Source organism: Sporosarcina sp. NCCP-2222 (assembly GCF_023168145.1).
Taxonomy (GTDB): domain Bacteria; phylum Bacillota; class Bacilli; order Bacillales_A; family Planococcaceae; genus Sporosarcina.
In genome coordinates this window covers 15,239-32,744 of sequence record NZ_BQYK01000001.1, presented here as the reverse complement: position 1 = coordinate 32,744, position 17,506 = coordinate 15,239, and the positions used below count along the sequence as shown (strand labels likewise).

Here is a 17,506-nt window from a genome sequence, read left to right as displayed (position 1 = left end):
GTAATGTTGATATTTATTGCTATGAGCCACTGCAATTCTTTGACTTCGCTCCACAAGGAAGGCTATGGTAAGGTAAAGTATTTTGAGCAATAGGAGGAAAGATTTTGCACAATGAGCTTGTAACAATTGGACCGGTAACCATATATGGTTATGGATTAATGATTGCAATTGGGATATATTTCGCCTATCGTCTTCTTATGTATCGGGCCGAAAGAAAGCAATTTGACGAAAAGCATATTACCTCTCTGACTTTATGGGGGCTGCTCGGTGGATTTCTTGGTGCTAAATTATTATATTGGATGACCCAGATACCGAATATCCTCTCCGATCCAGGTATTCTTTTGAATCTCGGAGAAGGCTATGTTGTCTATGGAGGTATCATTGGCGGTATCTTGGCTGGGTTTGTGTATAGTAAAATATACCAGCTGCCTTTTCTTCGGTATATGGACCTGTTTGTGCCATCCATTGCTTTAGCACAAGGGTTTGGCCGGATCGGTTGTCTGCTTGCTGGCTGCTGTTATGGTGCAGAAACCAACAGCTGGTTTGGGATAACCTTTCTACACTCCGATATTGCGCCAAATGGAGTTTCGTTAGTTCCGACGCAAATACTGGAGAGTGTATTTAGTTTTGGCGTATGTTTCTTGCTGCTTTTCTTGGCGAAGCGAACAAATAAGGCAGGAATCGTTGCCTATGCCTATCTGATCCTTTATAGTGCAGGAAGATTTATCATCGAGTTTTACAGAGGGGATATTATTAGGGGAGAAGTAGGGATTTTGTCGACTTCTCAATTTATTGCACTCTTTATCATTTTGGCAGCCAGCGCTATCCTGATCGCTCAAAAATATCAGAGTCAATGGATGAGTAAAAATGCATAAACAAAATGAAATGTAAGCCTCTTTTCATTTGTAGAGAGGGGTTTTTTCACCGTGAACAGTAACGAATTCCATTGAAAATAGCTAGTGTTGTTAAATTTTGAATAAAGGAGATTTTTTATGGGGAACAAACGAAAAGTAGTATTGTTTATTGCTTCAAGTTTAGATGGATATATTGCTACAAAGGAAGAATCGCTTGAGTGGCTCTTTTCTGTTGAAGGTGAGGGGGATAATGGGTTTTCGGAGTTTTATGATACGGTGAGTACGGTAATAATGGGAAAGAGAACATATGATTGGATCATGAGTCATGAGTTAAAGGAATTCCCTTATGTAAACAAAGATTGTTATGTGTTTACTAGATCTGTAGTGGAAGACAAAGAAAATGTGGAATTTGTGAGCAGCGATCTTCCTAAGTTGATAAACGACCTGAAAAACCAAGAGGGGAATAACATTTGGATAGTTGGTGGAGGAGAATTGTTACAAACATTCTTGGAGGAAAAGTTAGTTGATGAAATCATTGTAACAGTTGCCCCAGCTATACTTGGTAAAGGGATACCACTATTTCGAGAGGGAGATTACCAATTAAATCTTTCATTAAAAAGGACGAGGACGTTTAATCAATTTGTTGAACTGCATTATGAAGTGAATAAGTAAAAATAGATGGTTAGACTGTTTAGTGCCATCAATAATAAAGCGAGTAGGGAAGCACAGGTTTTCCTACCCGCAAAGATCATATATGTCTCAAGAAATGTTTACATATAGTAGCCCTATAAAAATAATAGTGCAAGATAAGAGAAAGTGTGCAATTAAATATAGTAGGAATTTATATATAAAGTGAAGAAACTAGCTAAAACACAATAAGATAAAATTAAGTAGCGTACAACCATCTTTCTAGGAAGGGGGGAATCGTTTGTATTCTCATTTCTATAGTAATCTAGGTTCAACTATGCTGCTATTCATATTTTGGTGGATGCTTTTACTGGTCTTTCATCGCATGATGAACCGTTATCCAGGCAGAAAAAGCCTTAAGCACGATTTGATTTTGACACTTTTTCAAACTGTGGCGGTCTTCCTATTGCTGCCAATCATTTCTTATCTTGTTGGAACTTGATTCTATGGATTATTACGTAAGAAATTGTTGACCATATAGAATGGTAGTTCTTTTTAGATTTCACAAATGAAAACAGCGAAGAGAGCTACTAGTTTCTCATCACTGTTTTTATTACTACCTATGCCGGAAGAAAGGTGTCTTTTTCAAAGCTACGCAAAGGGGAATAGCAATCATCAAACCGACAACGCTTTGAATGAGGTCACCTGGGATGGATGCCAGTGGCGCCACCCAGTTGTTATACATGATGCCTTGCCCGATATAGTACACTGCCAGCATGACAGGTGTGGACGCAACGGCTGCCAAAATGTTAAGTTTTACACTACCTCCACTATGACCTTTCGACCAAGCAATCTTCCCGACGATATAGCCTTGCAGCGCCCGAGCTATGATGGTCGTGGGTGCCCAGATAATCCATCCGCCAAAAATATCGAACAAGCCCATCCCGATCGCTCCAGCAAGCGCTCCCTTTTTGGGACCGAATAAAATGGCGATGATGAAAAGTGCAGCTGTCCCTAAATGGATTAGCCCCCCCTGGCCAATCGGAAGCTTGATGTTTATGAATACAGTTGACAATAAGACAATTGTAGACAGAATGGCTGTCAGCACTAAGTCCATCGTCTTTGTACGTGTATGGGTCGATGTCTGGCGTTGTATTAGCACTGTATGATTTGTCTTTGATATGGTTTCTTTCTTACGTTGTAATGTTTGCATTGGCGCATCGATTCCTCACTTTATGGAATTTTGATTACTCTTATAGTACTGAATGTCTGACCATCACAAAAGTGCCAGTTTGACGAAAATTATAGAGGTCAGATAGAGAGAAAAGAAATTCAGATTCTCTATATTCTTGCTTTCCCTTTCTTGTGGTACGATGAAAGAAGTGCAAGTACCGAAGAGTTAGGTGGGAAATCAATTGAAAAAAGTTGCGATCATCCAAGATATGTCTTCTTTCGGAAAATGCTCGCTCACTGCTGCCATCCCGGTCTTATCTGTCATGGGGGTGCAGCCAGTGCCTTTGCCGACTGCTATTTTAACGTCGCAGACAGAATATCCTAGTTATTTTTGTGAGGATTTAACGTCGAAGATGGCCCATTTTACAAACGAGTGGAGTAAGATGGGTGTTTCATTTGATGGCATTCTTACAGGTTTTGTAACAGGGAAAGAGCAAATAGAAAATATCTTTTCTTTTTTACATACGTTTTACAAGGAAGAGACAACGCTCCTCGTAGACCCGGTAATGGGTGACAGGGGAGAGATGTATGATGTATTTACTAATGATTTGATTAGCTATATGAAGGAATTAGTGAAGCGTGCAGATCTTATTACACCTAACGTTACAGAATGCTGTTTACTGACGGGCCGGTCGTTTGACAACCTGCAAACGTACAAAACGAAAGAGGATTATTTACTCGCCATTGAGGAGACAGGCTGGCAGCTGCAATCAGAAACCGACGCAAAAGTTATCATTACCGGTTTGAATCCGCCTGCCCTGTCTGAAACGAGATGCGTCGGAAATATGTACATTGATAGAACCTGCTCGTATCACAGTCTGCAAGAATATAACGGAAAGAGTTATTCCGGCACGGGTGATTTATTTGCCTCTGTTATGATGGGCGGTATGATGCGCGGCCAGAATATCGTAGAGACGATGGAGCTCGCGGAAAGATTCTTATCAGCCGCAATCAAGTCGACATCGGAAGAGCAGATTCCAACGGTTGCCGGTGTGAACTTTGAATCGTATTTGCGGATGCTGCTATAACAATATTAATTAATAACAGTACTTAAGCTCTTATTCAGGTTGAAGGAGGGTAGGAATGGAACCGATTATTCATGGTATTTTGCTCGCGTTCGGTCTCATCCTGCCCCTCGGCGTGCAAAATATTTTCGTCTTTACACAAGGAGTTACACAGCCGACTCTCCTAAAAGCATTCCCTGCGGCGATCACCGCTGCTATTTGTGATACTGTCTTGATCGTTCTTGCTATTTTAGGATTGTCTTTGATCGTTTTGCAATTCAAATGGCTGCGGCTTATCCTAATCGTAGCAGGCATTTTGTTCCTTTTGTATATGGGAAGGGTCATTTGGACATCTCCGGCAGCAAATATGGAAGGAACTGTTGCGATGCCGGTGAAACGGCAAATCCTATTTGCGCTTTCCGTCTCGTTATTAAACCCGCATGCCTTATTGGATACAATTGGCGTGATCGGAACGAGCGCAGTTAAATATAGTGGGCAGGACAGACTTCTTTTTACTCTGGCCTGTATTGCAATATCTTGGTTGTGGTTTTTCGGGATCGCTACGTTTGGATCCCTGTTGAAAAGGATTCAGATCCCTTCAAGCACTTTTATCTTGTTTAATAAATGTTCAGCTGTTTTTATTTGGGGAACTGCGATCTATTTATTGATTGGATTATGGCAAGGAATAAAATAGAAAGAGAGGCGAAGCCTATTGGCAACAATTGAAGACTTCTTACAAATGGATATTCGGGTCGGAACCATTACACATGCAGAGGCGTTTCCGGAAGCTAAGGTCCCAGCCATCAAATTGAAAATCGATTTTGGCGAGCTTGGCATGAAACAGTCCTCTGCACAAATAACGAAGCGGTACCTTCCAGAAAAGTTAATTGGACAGCAAGTGGTCGCCGTCGTTAATTTTCCGCCGAGACGGATTGCAGGGTACAAATCAGAAGTGTTAGTCCTAGGAGGCGTGCCGGAGGAAGGCGACGTGGTGTTGCTAAAACCGGATATACCTGTTTCAAATGGTACGCCGATTGCATAAATAATCCAGAAGCCATCAACCGAACTAGCAGGCGGATGGCTTCCGGACAACTTATCGTTTCACGGCGTGTACATAATGGATTGTTTCAAATGCGGATAATTCATCGGATCTGTTTTGAAAAAATTGCTCTTGAATATCGACTGGAGATAAATGTTCATAAATTAACAAACCAGCGTCCTCCAGCAACCGCTCTAATTCCTCGAAAGAAAAGCATGACTTCATGGGTTCTCCTGTAGCAGAAGCTAGTTGAACCATCTGTTGCACACGATTATATCTTCCTTTTTCGTTAAACAGCTGTTCATCCGCATAATCAAAAACAATCGAACTGCCTGCTGGAACATCCGCAAATAACATTTTCAGCAATTCAGCAATGTCCTCTTTCGTCAGGTAGTAAGATACCCCCAACAGACTGAAAAAAGTTTTTTTATTTGGTGAGTAACCAGACTCTAAAAGATCTTTACATTCAAATCCCTCACTGAAATCCATAGGAACAAAATGCAAGTGGCTTGGTATGGACCAACCGGCTTTCTGAATCCTAAATTTTTTGGATTCTTGTGTAGCGGGATGATCGATCTCAAAGACATTTAAACTGCTTACATCTGAATGGCGAAAGCTATACGTATCCAGGCCGGCTCCTAAAATTACATATTGAGTGGTGCCCAATTGAATCTCATTGTGCAAGACTTGTTCGCAATAAGCTGAACGGCCAATCGAAGTGGGGGCCAACTGTAAATGAGTAATCCAACGTAAAATCTTATCGGGACAATTTTGATATTTTTCTTTAATAGATGGATTGAAAAAATCAATTCCTTTTACCATGTTGCGGCTAATCTCCTCGAATTCTTTCTCAGAGATCAAGTCATTAACAAGAAAGTCATCAAAAATTTTCGGTGCATCGAAACGACTATGGTAGGCTCTTCCGAAAGCAGTCAAAACGGAAGTAAAGCTTGCTTGTTGATCCTCCAATTGCTTTTTCCTCCCCAATAAAAAAGATTCCCCTGGCCAGGAGAACCTTAGTATACACATATATTATATAATTGTAAATTATAGCATAAATAAATTTTTTTGTCAAATTTTAAGCATGGAGAGATATAGAATAGATCTGCCATGAGATGTATTAGCTAGTTAAATATGTTAGAATGTTCTTGTTATTGTATATTGTGGACTGTGAATCGTTGATAGGAAGCAAATAAACTAGCTATAGTTTTGATTCAAAATGGGAGGTCTTAAAATGTCTTTTAGTTATTATGGAGAACTTTGTACGGAAGTGTACGATATTACGAAGCCAGTCGGCCATTCGTTTGGCGAGGAGATTCCCTATTATATAGAGAGACTAAAAAGCTGCAAAGGTCCGATCTTGGAAGCGATGGTCGGTTCAGGACGCTTTTTAATTCCTCTATTAGAGGCGGGTTATCATGTGGAAGGTGTTGATTATTCAGCCGATATGCTATTGTCCTGCCGTGAGAGATGTCTGGAACGAGGATTGGCACCTCTCTTATATGAGGCTGATATAAAAGAGCTATCAATGACGCAACGATATGAGGCCATTCTGATTCCTGCTGGTTCTTTTCAATTGATTGAAGAACGGAATGAAGCTATGGAAGTTTTAAAACGATTGTATGAACATCTGGAACCAGGCGGCAGATTGATCCTTGATCTGTTTCTTCCGGAAGCACAGTTTAAAAAGATTGGTATGGTCGTTGCAAATTCCACGTTTTCCTTACCCGATGGTGACACAATCACGATGGAAGAAAAATTAATTGAAGCAGACTTGTTCCAACAGAGCATAGTGTCCTATTTAAGATATGAAAAATGGCGTAACGGCAACTTAATGCAAACGGAGTTGCAACGATTTGCGATCCGTTGGTATGGAGTGGAAGAATTCAAGCTTATTTTACAAAGTATCGGTTTTACGGATGTAGTGGTGTCGGCAGATTATCAATATGGAACCATGCCGAAGAGCCACGATCAAACCTTTACATTTGAGGCAGTAAAATAAAGTTTACATGATGCAGCAATCCTCATAAAATTCCTTGCTTTATTAAGAGGCATAAGAGGAGTGGGATGATTTGGATTCTAGAATAACAAAACCTGTACAAAATGTATTAGACCACTACCTAAATCTATTCCAAGAAAAATTACCTGAAACGTTAGATGGTTTGTATATACACGGTTCGATAGCATTAGATGCTTATCAAGAAGGTTCCAGTGATATTGACTTCATGGCAGTAGTTAACAAACCATTAGGTGAAGAGGAAGTACAAGCAATCAGCCGTATCCATCAAGAATTAAAGCGCCAACAGACCATAGAGATGGATGGCAGTTATATTCTTAATAATGAGGTGGGTCGGAATTCGAATAAGATAAGCGAATGCCTTTATGTGAATGGCGGAAAAGCAATGCGGAGCAAGCATGAGATGAATCCAGTCACTTGGTGGATGATGAAAAATAAAGGAATTCGTTGGACAGGTCCAGACATTACTTCGTTTTCCATAGAAGTAGAAGAAAGTGAATTGACTTCATTTTTACTCCGGAATATGAACTCCTATTGGGCTGGACGAGTCAATATGTTGAAGAAATATAAACGAGTCGCTGCCTTTTTGCCAAATCGACTGATTGAACAAGAGTTGCTCTGGTCTGTTCCAGGTGTATTGCGTCAATATTATACGTTACAAGAACGAGCGGTCATTTCAAAAGCAGAAGTGTGTACATTTGCTTTCGACCATATTCCAGAAAAATGGCATCTTATATTAAACGAAGTGATAAGTCTGAGAGATGATGGGAAAACGGGATATTATAAATCGAAGAAGAAGAAAATTGACGATCTCTTGCAGTTCTTGATTTATATCATCACGTATTGCAATGAAAAGTTTAACGACCAAAAGAACTAAAATGGATTTTTCTTATTAACGAAACATCCTACTAGTTGATGAACAGGGTAGGAATTTCCGGACTTGAAAATCGGGACATTACACATGGGAGTCAGCTCAAACATGCGGGAATCTGCAGAGCCTTGATAAACAAACCGAAGAGTATTTTTTGCAGATGAACCTAGCGGGGCACTGAATTTCAAATCAGCACAGGAAATCATGAATATTTTCTCCGACATCAATCGGGATGGAAGTAGCAAGTAGGATTGAAAAGATTACAGAGCAATTAAGTGTGGTGGGATATAATACTTTTCTTAAAAGAGAGAGACAGTCTCAAGTGATTTATCACTTAGGACTGTCTTTTATTTTACGGTCGTGCCCAGTATTGGTCTAACTCCCGATCAAGATATACCCAGCCCTTCCAACCTATATGGATGGTATCCATAATAAAATAAGGGTCGTATTCATGGTCGGTAAAATCAACAAAATCAACGTCCGCCTCTGTTAGCACTTGTTTCATTTTATTATAATATTTCTGACGTCGTTCCTCAGGATACTCGTTATAATCATACCAATAGCCATTTACAGGAATTGAAACAAATAACGGTTTTGCACCCGCATCCTTCAAAACATCAATGACAAGTTGGAAATCTTCATATTCTGGGGAATTTGTATAATCTTCTTTTTTACGCATCCCTTTCATTCTGGAGATACCGGAATTTTCAAGTCGTTTATAAAATTTATCTTCAATCATAAAATCATTTGTGACTCGTTTTTTGCCATATTCTTCAGCATTGTGCAATTGCTGCTCGAATGTTTGATTTGAGACTAGCGTGTCATTGCTTTTTAATTCATGAGGTTTTTTAGGGAAAAGCGAATAATATAAGTCCTTTTTTTCTAAGAGGGCCTTTTTGAAATGTCCCGCCATCACTGCAAGCGGACCGATAATTCTTCTTTCCTGTCCATCCGATATTTTGTATTCATAGATTATTTTTAGCAGGTGATCTCGATTTACAGTGTCAAATTCAAGCAGGCGCTTCATTCCCCGGTTGCGGAGTTCTTCATCAAGATCCTCATTGTATGCTAAATCATAGGCGTGTAATAAAGAATAGTTAGGAGCCAGATGTAGTTCAGGCATCCCTTTTTTCGTGAACCATTGTGGTGAAATAATGAATACAATTTTTTTATTCTTTAAATTTTCCTCCTGTGCGGCAAAATTTAAAAAATGGGTGATTGACTGCATACCTCCACGCCCAATCATGAATGTAGAGTACGGGGCATCCGTAGCTTTCGCGTAATTATAAGGGTGGAAGGGGTCAAATCGATTGACTTCGGATGATCCGTATAAAGGCAGTACATTCGGCTCCTGCAGCATCCGTTCCTGCAAATAAATTCCCTGAAAAACAAGGGGAGACAAGCTTGTTTTTGCTTGCTCTACATGCCCCTCAGGAATCCAAGACTTGATCCAGGAATTCGGAAAAAACACAAAAACAGCAAACAGAAAAAAGGCGATAAGTAGGGAGAGAAAGCCTTTCTTGATCATTGTCTCTCAGCTAATTTCCCTGCGATGCGATTCGGTGTATTCCATTCTTCCCGATTGAAATCAGTGATTGGCACGGAAATGTTAAAGCGGTTTTCAATTTCAACTAATAGATTGATAGTGCCAAATGAATCTAACAAACCTTCTTCAAATAAATCAAGATCTGGATTTTCTAAAATAATATCATCTTCGCAAATTTCCACTAGCATGTCTAAAATCTGTTGTTTTTCCATTTAAAATTCTCCTTTTTCGTTAGGCAAAGCCAAATTAAAATAATATACCTGAAAAAATATAGAAACCAAAGCATACCGCATTAAAAGTGATGAACACGCCGATTGCATGAGTCCATTTGTTTTTCGGCCAACGTTTATGCTTTTTGTTCCAACGTTCAAATTTATCAAAGCTGATAATTAAGAAGGCATGGTACAGCCCATAAACGATATAGTGCCATTCTAAGCCGTGCCAAATCCCCATTAAAAAGAACAATAAAAAGAAACCGATATAGGAAATCGTATATTTATTTTTTATCCATTTCTTCTTTGTCATCCAGAATACGAATCGCATATAGACATAATCCCTAAACCAGAAAGATAGGCTCATATGCCAACGGTTCCAAAAATCTTTGATATTGCGGCTCGAGAATGGACGGTTGAAGTTGACGGGCGTTTGTATTCCCATAATGCGGCTGACCCCGACAGCAAACGCGCTATAGCCTGCAAAGTCGAAAAATAGATAAAAACTATACGCATACATATACGCGATCTGACCTTGAAAAGGTGTCAAATAGTTGTACGTTTGATCTGGGAGAAAGACAATTGCATAATTATAGATCAAATAAGCTAAAATAAATTTATATAAAAAGCCTACAAATATATAATTTATCCCACTTAATAACAGTTTTTTATACTCCTCACCCGAAGGGATCGTATGCAAATCTTTTTGAAAACGCCGCCAACGGTCAATGGGCCCCGATGATACAGTCGGAAAGAACAAGAGGAAATAAGCAAGCTCAATGAATGATATTTTCTCTTTAAGTAAGCCATCGCGTGTTTCTAAGATCATTTGGACCGATTTAAAAGTAATGTAGGATACACCAAGGAAACCAAATAAATGATGAAGTCCAAGTAGTGGAAGAACCTTTACAAGTACAAGTGGCAGAATGGACAGCAGCACAGCACTAATAAAAACATAGCTGTTATTTTTCTGTGAGCGATATGGTTGATAACCAATGATTAAGAGCAGTTGAAAGACTGTAAAAAGGATAAGTGAAATTGAGCCATTTAGAGAATTGCCGAAAATAAGGGCTAAAATGAGAATGGAGATCAAAATATTATAGTTTTTCGCCGGTTTCCCTCGAAGTCCTGCGATAACTGTTGGTAGTAATAAGATTCCTATGATGATGAAAAATAAAATATTTCCGTAGGGCGTCATACTGTTCCCCAAGCCGCCAATCGATTACGATCAATTTTACCATTTGGATTTAACGGTAATGTCTCCATGTATTTGAACGATTTCGGTATCATATAGGACGGTAAATAATCCGATAACGATGCTTTCAGCTGCTTTGTCATTTTAAAGGCCGAATCTGTTAAAGGCTCATGAAGAACAATATAAGAACTTAGCGAAACAATTTCATCATCTTTTTCGATTGGAATCACTACACAATCTGAAACAGGGGGTAAACTCTCAATTCGTTTCTCAATTTCTTCAATTTCTAAACGATAGCCATGTAGTTTAATCTGATAATCCTTACGTCCAGAAAAAAATAAAAATCCATCTTTCTCATACCCAACATCGCCAGTTTTATACGTACGTTTACCATCCTGTAAATGAAAGGATTTTGCTGTTAAAGCAGGCGCATTCAGATATCCTGCACTAACGGTAGGTCCTGAAATTACAATTTCTCCATCTTCCCATAAAGAGATATTTTGATTAGTTACAGGTGCGATCGGTAACTGCTCAAACTGTGTTAGAAGTTCCTCTGTCACTTGTACAAAGGATACCGCAACTGTTGTTTCTGTAGGGCCGTATAAATTATAGATTGAAGCGTGCGAGAAGCGTTGCATAATTTCTTTAGCCACGGCAGGCGGAAGCACTTCACCACAAAACAAAAAGGTAGTCAGAGCCGGCATTAGCTCTTGGTTCCACTCTTTATTCATCAAACACATCTTGGCGAAAGAGGGAGTAGAGGTCCAAATGCTGGTTTTCGATGCAGCTAATGAGTCAAACAATGCTTTTGGATTTGTAATTTGCTCCTGCGAAATTGCATGAAGTGTATGCCCACCAACGAGTGCGGGATATAAATCCATGACAGATAAATCGAACGAATAGGGAGCCTGATTCAAAAAAACGCTGGATTCTTGAAAAGTAAAGTGCTCATGCATCCATGTAACGAAATTTGCCAAATTATCGGCTGTTATTTGCACACCCTTTGGTTGTCCGGTTGAACCGGAAGTGTAAATAATATAATGGATTTCTTCATCACGAACCCAAGAAATTGGCTCCAGCGTCTCGTTGGACAGTTGAGCTGTCAGATCGTTAACTGGCATAACAGGAATACAGACTTTTGTATGTAATGGTTCGGTTGAAAGCAGTAATTCTGCTTCGGATGCTTCAATAATTGCTTGAAGTCTTTCAGGTGGTATGGATGTATCTACTGGAATATAAGGATGACCTGCCTTGACAGCTCCTAAAAAGGCAACGATTTGAAAAGGAGACATATGCCCATACACAATAATCGGTTGCTGACGTTGTAATCCTCGTTTGCTAATAGAGTGAGCTACACAATCAGAAAAATGCCAAAGCTCGTGATACGTCAAAGTCATATCATCAACGCGGTAGGCGGTTCTCTCGGGATGCTTGCAAGCTATTTGTTCTATTGCTGCTAAAATACTAACCATCGGATAAACTCCTTTATCTAAAATTCTGTGTAAATAAAAGCTCCAGCATCCATGTCATGGAAGCCGTGAATCAGAAATAACAGCACCAAAATAATGAAATAAAACAAGGTAAGTCCTATAAAACGGTAAAGTTCATGTTCTTTCCACTTGCAGAAATGCATCTGTCCACCTCCCACAAATAAGCTGCTTTCTCTTTCGCCTCCTTTTCTAATCATGCAATGTAGATTTGCCTTGTGAAATTTGAAAGCTAATGGATATCGTACCTCTTTACCGGTTTCCAAATAACAGTCCCAAGAAATATTTCACTCTAAGTCCTGAGACGCACATTTTAGTTGTTTCAAATCTTTAAGGAAATTTTTTTTGCACAGTATTGACGGATTGCGATTATGAAATGTTGCTGAAATTTAGTATACTCATTGAATTTTAAGGAAAAATTAAGGTTGCCTTAAGATTTGGAATAACTTATAACAGTTCTTACATTGATCTTAGTAAATGAAAGTAAAATCAAAGTAAACACTACGGAAAAAAAGAGTAATTTTTTCTTGCTTGTATCTTTTTTGAGTAAATAATCTATTGAGCTTATGCTGTAAATATGAAAACAATACGCAGAGTGAAAAGCAAATGGATATGGCAGCTAAACTTTCATCTATAAAAAGGGAAATTATGTCTAACTTAAGAAGGATGGGGCAGTGTTCAGGTTATTAATAGCTGCGGGAAACATACGAGCGGTTAGAGGATATATATGAGAGGTTCGGAAGTATTTACGAGCGGTCTTCTGAAGAATCGAGCGGTACGGGAAATATACGAGCGATTGTATGGCTGATTCGAGAGGGGCGGGAAATATACGAGCGGATACCTCACTTAATCGAGCGGTTCAGAAATTTTCTGAAGGTCTAACTTGTAGTTAGCTTACAATACAATTTCACTCACTAACCCAAGCGACCACTTCCCATGCAAGAGCACTCGTCCACTAAATCGTACACGTCTATCAACATACAAGCAATCCACCAACATAAAAGAACCATTCATTTCTCGCTTCAAAAATTTTGGCGGTAGAATTTAAGTGGAATAAACGTCCCTATTACTCTATAATTAGTACCTAGTACTATAACATGATGATAAAAGGTGATCGAATGTATAGAGTTATTTTGAGAGTCGCCAAAATGATTCTCGGAATGCTTGGGAAGTACGAAGTCAAAAACAAACATTTGCTACCTGTTGAAGGGGGCTATATTGTTACGTGCAGCCATAAAGGCTGGTTGGATGTAGTCATTTTAGCAGTTTGCTTGCCAAGACCGATTCATTTTATGGCGAAACAAGAACTCTTCGAAAACAAGTTGCTATCCTCCTTTCTAAGGAAGCTGAACGCTTTTCCTGTTAATCGGGAGAATCCGTCTCCAAGCAGCATTAAAATTCCAATTAAGTTGTTGAAGAATGGAGAAGTCGTCGGCATATTTCCGGGTGGCACCCGAACGACTGAAAATGTCGCCTTAAAACGGGGGGCGGTCACCATAGCGAATCTTGCAAAGGTGCCGGTTGTTCCAGCCGTATATGATGGCCCTTCTTCAATTCCTGAGCTGCTGAAATGGAGGAAAGCAACAATCACTTTCGGAGAGCCTTTCTATGTTGCTACCAAAACGAAGGAAGAACTAGCCTCGTACACACTTCTGTTATCTAATAAGATGAACGGGCTCTGACATGCAAACTACTACATATTTTTTAAAAAGAATCATATAACTGCAACTTTTCAAAAGGTAACCCTACTGTAACTTCAACGATCTGCACGAACTTGTTCTTATCAAGACTGCTAAAATAGAAAATGTGGAAGAAGAGAGCCGTAAACCTAATATTTTTGGGTTTTCGGCTCTTTGCTGTTGCTATTTTCTTACAAGGTTTTTATAGTAAGTTTTTCTGGCGAGGTAGATACATTCTATCTAATGGATGATCTGGTGGTGGCGCAGCAAAGTTTATTATCATAAATAAGTAACCCCCTCCGGTTCATTAACCGAAGGGGGATATGGTTATTCTCATGCTGTGAAATTCCCGTCATAGCTCAACATAATCGCAGACTCGACGCCATCGATATGAGAAAGGATGTTGACGAAATTCATGTCATTTTGTTTGATGCGAACTTCGTAGGTGATTTCATGGCTGCCGGGCATGACGGATTTGGACTTGATCGAATGCTTGCGCGCGTGTTCGGCAACAACCCGTTCAATCGGTGCTTCAATCGCTGCTTCATCATACCGCACAACAAGCAAATAAGGGTTTTCAACTTTCACTTTGTTGATAAACAGCAAGAGCACCAGGCCGATAAGGACAGCGCCAAGGACTGCTAACGGGATGAAGCCTGCTCCGCACAATATGCCTGTGACAATCGCCCAGAAAATATAAACGATGTCCATCGGATCTTTAATGGGTGTTCTAAAACGAACAATGGATAATGCTCCGACCATACCGAGCGATAGGAGGATATTGGATGAGATACCCATGATGATTAATGCTGTTGCCATCGTCATGACGATAAGCGTAATGTTGAACGTATGGGAATAGATGACTCCCGAAAAAGTCTTTTTATACACCCAGTAAATGAACAGCCCGATGAAAAACGCAGCAAGCAAGCCGAGCAGTGAATCAATGATTGAAAAACTCGAAGTCTTTTCAAGAAAACTTGATTTGAATATATCTGTAAATGTTATGTTGTCCATGTTGATTCCTCCGTAAATTTATCGTTCCTAAATGAAGTGATTATTTACCCATACATCCGACAGATTTGGTATTTGGAATAGGTCCCTTTCAGCCTGTCGCCCAATTGAAGCAATTGTTTAATGATGTCTGGCAAGTAATGGTCGTATTTCACTTCCAGAATGACGGCATCTGTGTCTGTTTCGACCATCGGCAGTTTGGGGTTGAGTAGATCATTGTTCCGGAAGCTCGTTTTAATATTGCTATCGAACGTCACCCGGACGTTACCATGGGGATAGATGAAAACCTCCCGTTCATAATCCACGACAGTTATTGGTTTCAGCTGATATAAGCTCATTTGAATGTATAATTCCCGCAGCAGACTTCTCGAATCAAATTCCATCCAATTGATGTCGCCATGCCGGAGCTTTTCGTATTCAGACGCGGTAATCAGGCATTTCTGTTTATACGTCAAGTTATTCCGTTTACTTTTCTTTTCTAAATGAAGTAGGGACATATTGTAATCGTAGAGGCGAACCCTGAATTTATCGCGGTCTAAATACCCTTCTTTCTTTTCAGTCAAAACTTTGTTATCGAAGTTATCAAAGTAGACACTTCGGATGAAATAAGTTCCTCGAGTGTTCACATGCGGGTCGGTTTGCATGTAGTGCTTGAGCCGATTCCTCAGGATAAAACAATCCATCTTGGTAATCTCGTGTTTCAGTTCTGTTCGGCCTTGCAGACTCTTTCTATATGTCGTCGCCATCTTTTGTATCATTCCTTTCATTTCCCCGGTAATTCGTATTATTAGGGACGAACCTTAAACAAACCTTAAGGAAATGTGCACAAAAAAAATCAGGAGTAGAGAAGAGGTTTTCCCGACGCCTGATTTCGTTACTGTTATTTTGGTATTTTGATTTTAAACGTTGTGCCTCTTGGTTGATTTTGCAAGACCGAAATGGTACCGCCGTGTTTTTCAACAATCCATTGCGCGATGGAAAGACCGAGTCCAGTACCGCCGGTTTCTCGGGAGCGTGCTTTATCTTCCCGATAGAAACGGTCGAAAATATGCTGTATATTATCAGGCTTGATGCCGATTCCGGTATCGCTTACTTCAATGATTACTTTAGATTCCTCTCTATATGTTCTTACATGGATCTTGTCTTGGCTGGAAGTATATTTAAGTGCGTTATCAAATAGGATGACGAGCAATTGATGGAGTCGTGCTTCGTCTGCCTCGATTGTCGCCTCACTTTGTAATTGAAAGGAAAAATATTTGTCCTGCGAGTCGGCAATATCCATGAATGGACTGCACACGTCTAGAATTAAGTCATCTATTTTTACCGATTGTTTCATTAACTCGGTTTCCGAGGAGTCCGCTCTCGCCAGCGTCAATAAATCAGATGTCAATTTAGATAGTCGCCTGGTTTCAGATAAGCCGAGCGCTATATGCTCAAATTTATTCAAGATTTTTTCTTCCGGCTCCACAAGCAGCGCCTCCAATTTGTTTTGGACGATGGTCAGTGGAGTTCGTAACTCGTGGGAGGCATTTTCGACAAATTCGGCTTGTTTGTTCCATGAACGGATAATCGGATTCATCATTTTTTTGGACAATAAATAACTGGCCGTTATAGACAGCAGTATAAACAGGATGGAACAAAGCAATAACAATTCAGCAAAATTATCAATAATCGTATATTCCGCGTCAATATTAATGAGGAGCTCAGTGTAAGCTGCACTTCCGTCCAATGGATTTTGAAAGACGATCGTTCTGAAATGATATTCATCATCAATGGTTGTCGTTGTTAAAACATCAAGATTTTTCAGATCCAATTTATAGGTCTGAAAATAGTTTTCATAGAGCAACGTACCAATTTCATCTTCATTCGCAATAACCCCTTGATTATCCCATTTGAGGACAATAATCCGTGGATTCGTGTTAGGCCGTCCTTCAGGCAAGAGATTACGATTCGGCTCCTTTCCCCTCATTGGCAAGTCGATCCTTGGAAATGTTTGGTCGGTGATCATTTCCTGAAACGACTCCAATTCACGATCCGCTTTTGAAAATAACGTACGCTGTACTTCATGGAAAATAATGAAGTCAAAGATAGTGAAAATTACGGAGAAGGCGACTAAATTGAGTAACATGAATTTCAATTGCTCTTTCCGGAACAGTTTGTTTTTACGCATCATTTTCACCGTTTTCCGTCCACATATAGCCTAACCCACGAAATGTTTTGATGTAGCGATCATAATTTAGCGCTTTTAGGTTTTTGCGTAATTTACTCGCGTACACCTCAACGACCGTAGTGGACGTGTCCGACTCAAAGCCCCAAATCCGATCAAAGATCTGTTCTTTTGTTAAAATCGTATTTTTGTTCACAATCAAGTACTCTAAGAGATCGAATTGTTTTCCGTTAACTGGAAGTTGATCATCACCGATGGATGCGGTCTTCATTTTTAAATCAAGCTTCAATTCTTTAAATGTCCTGGTATTCTCCTCATGGAAACCACCGACTCGTCTCAAAATTGCTTCCAAGCGGAGCAACAGTTCTTCCCTGTGAAACGGTTTTACGATATAATCATCGGCCCCGACTTTAAAACCTTGAATTTTATCGTCAATCCCATCCTTCGCAGTGAGCATCATGACAGGTGTCGTAATATTGTTCTGACGAAGTTGCCGAAGAACCTCGTAGCCGTTCATGTGAGGGAGCATGATATCCAAAATGATAATGTCGAATATGTTCTGTT

Annotated in this window: 19 protein-coding genes and 1 pseudogene; 9 read left to right on the top strand and 11 right to left on the bottom strand. The window is 39.8% G+C overall.

The window, feature by feature from the left end; genetic code table 11:
• Window positions 1–104: 104 nt before the first annotated feature.
• Together NCCP2222_RS00185 and NCCP2222_RS00180 are read left to right on the top strand one after the other, a co-directional pair.
• Window positions 105–875 (top strand): prolipoprotein diacylglyceryl transferase, encoded by a 771-nt coding sequence (locus NCCP2222_RS00185; protein WP_248508420.1) that lies wholly within the window; start codon window positions 105–107, stop codon window positions 873–875.
• A gap of 117 nt (window positions 876–992) precedes the next feature.
• Complete coding sequence (locus tag NCCP2222_RS00180; protein ID WP_248508418.1) at window positions 993–1,526, top strand: dihydrofolate reductase family protein; 534 nt, start codon at window positions 993–995, stop codon at window positions 1,524–1,526.
• Window positions 1,527–2,097: 571 nt separating this feature from the next.
• Here NCCP2222_RS00180 and NCCP2222_RS00175 read toward each other — a convergent pair.
• Window positions 2,098–2,694: an ECF transporter S component gene (locus NCCP2222_RS00175; protein WP_248508416.1), complete on the bottom strand. Its 597-nt coding sequence runs from the start codon at window positions 2,692–2,694 to the stop codon at window positions 2,098–2,100.
• A gap of 202 nt (window positions 2,695–2,896) precedes the next feature.
• Between NCCP2222_RS00175 and NCCP2222_RS00170 the strand changes: the two genes are divergently transcribed.
• The 3 genes from NCCP2222_RS00170 to csaA are packed head-to-tail and all read left to right on the top strand — an operon-like array spanning window position 2,897 to window position 4,760.
• Window positions 2,897–3,742 carry a pyridoxamine kinase gene (locus NCCP2222_RS00170; RefSeq protein ID WP_248508414.1) on the top strand — a complete coding sequence of 282 codons (846 nt, stop codon included), beginning with the start codon at window positions 2,897–2,899 and terminating at the stop codon, window positions 3,740–3,742.
• Between the two features lie 55 nt (window positions 3,743–3,797).
• Complete coding sequence (locus tag NCCP2222_RS00165; RefSeq protein ID WP_248508412.1) at window positions 3,798–4,412, top strand: LysE/ArgO family amino acid transporter; 615 nt, start codon at window positions 3,798–3,800, stop codon at window positions 4,410–4,412.
• Window positions 4,413–4,430: 18 nt separating this feature from the next.
• Window positions 4,431–4,760 carry a chaperone CsaA gene (gene csaA, locus NCCP2222_RS00160; RefSeq protein ID WP_248508410.1) on the top strand — a complete coding sequence of 110 codons (330 nt, stop codon included), beginning with the start codon at window positions 4,431–4,433 and terminating at the stop codon, window positions 4,758–4,760.
• Between the two features lie 51 nt (window positions 4,761–4,811).
• On the opposite strand, the gene NCCP2222_RS00155 is transcribed toward csaA, so the two are convergent.
• The gene (locus NCCP2222_RS00155) at window positions 4,812–5,726 is read right to left on the bottom strand and encodes a class I SAM-dependent methyltransferase (RefSeq protein ID WP_248508408.1); all 915 of its coding nucleotides are present in this window, start codon (window positions 5,724–5,726) and stop codon (window positions 4,812–4,814) included.
• A 265-nt stretch (window positions 5,727–5,991) separates the two neighbouring features.
• On the opposite strand from NCCP2222_RS00155, the gene NCCP2222_RS00150 reads away from it, so the two are divergent.
• From NCCP2222_RS00150 to NCCP2222_RS00140, 3 genes and pseudogenes are all read left to right on the top strand, one after another.
• Entirely contained in the window at window positions 5,992–6,759 is a 768-nt protein-coding gene (locus NCCP2222_RS00150) for a class I SAM-dependent methyltransferase (protein ID WP_248508404.1), read from the top strand.
• Between the two features lie 70 nt (window positions 6,760–6,829).
• Window positions 6,830–7,651 carry a nucleotidyltransferase domain-containing protein gene (locus NCCP2222_RS00145; RefSeq protein ID WP_248508402.1) on the top strand — a complete coding sequence of 274 codons (822 nt, stop codon included), beginning with the start codon at window positions 6,830–6,832 and terminating at the stop codon, window positions 7,649–7,651.
• Window positions 7,652–7,686: 35 nt separating this feature from the next.
• A pseudogene (locus tag NCCP2222_RS00140) lies at window positions 7,687–7,888 on the top strand (ABC transporter ATP-binding protein); the annotation flags it as partial.
• Window positions 7,889–7,997: 109 nt separating this feature from the next.
• Here the strand turns inward: NCCP2222_RS00140 and dltD are convergent.
• From dltD to NCCP2222_RS00115, 5 genes are read right to left on the bottom strand one after another with little or no spacing between them, the layout of a single operon-like run.
• Window positions 7,998–9,173 carry a D-alanyl-lipoteichoic acid biosynthesis protein DltD gene (dltD, locus tag NCCP2222_RS00135; RefSeq protein ID WP_248508400.1) on the bottom strand — a complete coding sequence of 392 codons (1,176 nt, stop codon included), beginning with the start codon at window positions 9,171–9,173 and terminating at the stop codon, window positions 7,998–8,000.
• Window positions 9,170–9,403: a D-alanine--poly(phosphoribitol) ligase subunit 2 gene (dltC, locus tag NCCP2222_RS00130; RefSeq protein ID WP_207961313.1), complete on the bottom strand. Its 234-nt coding sequence runs from the start codon at window positions 9,401–9,403 to the stop codon at window positions 9,170–9,172. Before dltC ends, dltD begins: the two co-directional genes overlap by 4 nt.
• 34 nt (window positions 9,404–9,437) lie before the next feature.
• A complete protein-coding gene (gene dltB, locus NCCP2222_RS00125) occupies window positions 9,438–10,601 on the bottom strand; it encodes a D-alanyl-lipoteichoic acid biosynthesis protein DltB (protein WP_248508398.1) in 1,164 nt (387 codons plus the stop codon).
• Complete coding sequence (gene dltA, locus NCCP2222_RS00120; protein WP_248508396.1) at window positions 10,598–12,070, bottom strand: D-alanine--poly(phosphoribitol) ligase subunit DltA; 1,473 nt, start codon at window positions 12,068–12,070, stop codon at window positions 10,598–10,600. Before dltA ends, dltB begins: the two co-directional genes overlap by 4 nt.
• Window positions 12,071–12,087: 17 nt before the next feature.
• Window positions 12,088–12,231 carry a teichoic acid D-Ala incorporation-associated protein DltX gene (locus NCCP2222_RS00115; RefSeq protein ID WP_248508395.1) on the bottom strand — a complete coding sequence of 48 codons (144 nt, stop codon included), beginning with the start codon at window positions 12,229–12,231 and terminating at the stop codon, window positions 12,088–12,090.
• Window positions 12,232–13,203: 972 nt separating this feature from the next.
• Between NCCP2222_RS00115 and NCCP2222_RS00110 the strand changes: the two genes are divergently transcribed.
• Window positions 13,204–13,767 carry a lysophospholipid acyltransferase family protein gene (locus NCCP2222_RS00110; RefSeq protein WP_248508393.1) on the top strand — a complete coding sequence of 188 codons (564 nt, stop codon included), beginning with the start codon at window positions 13,204–13,206 and terminating at the stop codon, window positions 13,765–13,767.
• Window positions 13,768–14,097: 330 nt separating this feature from the next.
• Here NCCP2222_RS00110 and NCCP2222_RS00105 read toward each other — a convergent pair whose 3' ends face one another.
• The 4 genes from NCCP2222_RS00105 to NCCP2222_RS00090 all read right to left on the bottom strand — a co-directional run.
• Window positions 14,098–14,778 (bottom strand): DUF4956 domain-containing protein, encoded by a 681-nt coding sequence (locus NCCP2222_RS00105; RefSeq protein ID WP_248508391.1) that lies wholly within the window; start codon window positions 14,776–14,778, stop codon window positions 14,098–14,100.
• Between the two features lie 44 nt (window positions 14,779–14,822).
• On the bottom strand, window positions 14,823–15,533 hold the full coding sequence (locus NCCP2222_RS00100; protein WP_248508383.1) for a polyphosphate polymerase domain-containing protein: 711 nt from the start codon (window positions 15,531–15,533) through the stop codon (window positions 14,823–14,825).
• Between the two features lie 122 nt (window positions 15,534–15,655).
• A complete protein-coding gene (locus NCCP2222_RS00095; RefSeq protein ID WP_248509734.1) occupies window positions 15,656–16,948 on the bottom strand; it encodes a sensor histidine kinase in 1,293 nt (430 codons plus the stop codon).
• A partial coding sequence (locus tag NCCP2222_RS00090) for a response regulator transcription factor (protein ID WP_248508381.1) occupies window positions 16,938–17,506 on the bottom strand: 569 nt, incomplete at its 5' end. The genes NCCP2222_RS00090 and NCCP2222_RS00095, both read right to left, overlap by 11 nt.

What these genes read in the sequence shown, in the direction of transcription:
- NCCP2222_RS00180 (WP_248508418.1), top strand. Translation starts at nt 993, where the DNA reads ATGGGGAACAAACGAAAAGTAGTATTGTTTATTGCTTCAAGTTTAGAT.
- NCCP2222_RS00175 (WP_248508416.1), bottom strand. Translation starts at nt 2,694, where the DNA reads ATGCAAACATTACAACGTAAGAAAGAAACCATATCAAAGACAAATCAT.
- NCCP2222_RS00165 (WP_248508412.1), top strand. Translation starts at nt 3,798, where the DNA reads ATGGAACCGATTATTCATGGTATTTTGCTCGCGTTCGGTCTCATCCTG.
- NCCP2222_RS00150 (WP_248508404.1), top strand. Translation starts at nt 5,992, where the DNA reads ATGTCTTTTAGTTATTATGGAGAACTTTGTACGGAAGTGTACGATATT.
- dltD (WP_248508400.1), bottom strand. Translation starts at nt 9,173, where the DNA reads ATGATCAAGAAAGGCTTTCTCTCCCTACTTATCGCCTTTTTTCTGTTT.
- dltC (WP_207961313.1), bottom strand. Translation starts at nt 9,403, where the DNA reads ATGGAAAAACAACAGATTTTAGACATGCTAGTGGAAATTTGCGAAGAT.
- dltB (WP_248508398.1), bottom strand. Translation starts at nt 10,601, where the DNA reads ATGACGCCCTACGGAAATATTTTATTTTTCATCATCATAGGAATCTTA.
- dltA (WP_248508396.1), bottom strand. Translation starts at nt 12,070, where the DNA reads ATGGTTAGTATTTTAGCAGCAATAGAACAAATAGCTTGCAAGCATCCC.
- NCCP2222_RS00115 (WP_248508395.1), bottom strand. Translation starts at nt 12,231, where the DNA reads ATGCATTTCTGCAAGTGGAAAGAACATGAACTTTACCGTTTTATAGGA.
- NCCP2222_RS00110 (WP_248508393.1), top strand. Translation starts at nt 13,204, where the DNA reads ATGTATAGAGTTATTTTGAGAGTCGCCAAAATGATTCTCGGAATGCTT.
- NCCP2222_RS00105 (WP_248508391.1), bottom strand. Translation starts at nt 14,778, where the DNA reads ATGGACAACATAACATTTACAGATATATTCAAATCAAGTTTTCTTGAA.
- NCCP2222_RS00100 (WP_248508383.1), bottom strand. Translation starts at nt 15,533, where the DNA reads ATGATACAAAAGATGGCGACGACATATAGAAAGAGTCTGCAAGGCCGA.
- NCCP2222_RS00095 (WP_248509734.1), bottom strand. Translation starts at nt 16,948, where the DNA reads ATGATGCGTAAAAACAAACTGTTCCGGAAAGAGCAATTGAAATTCATG.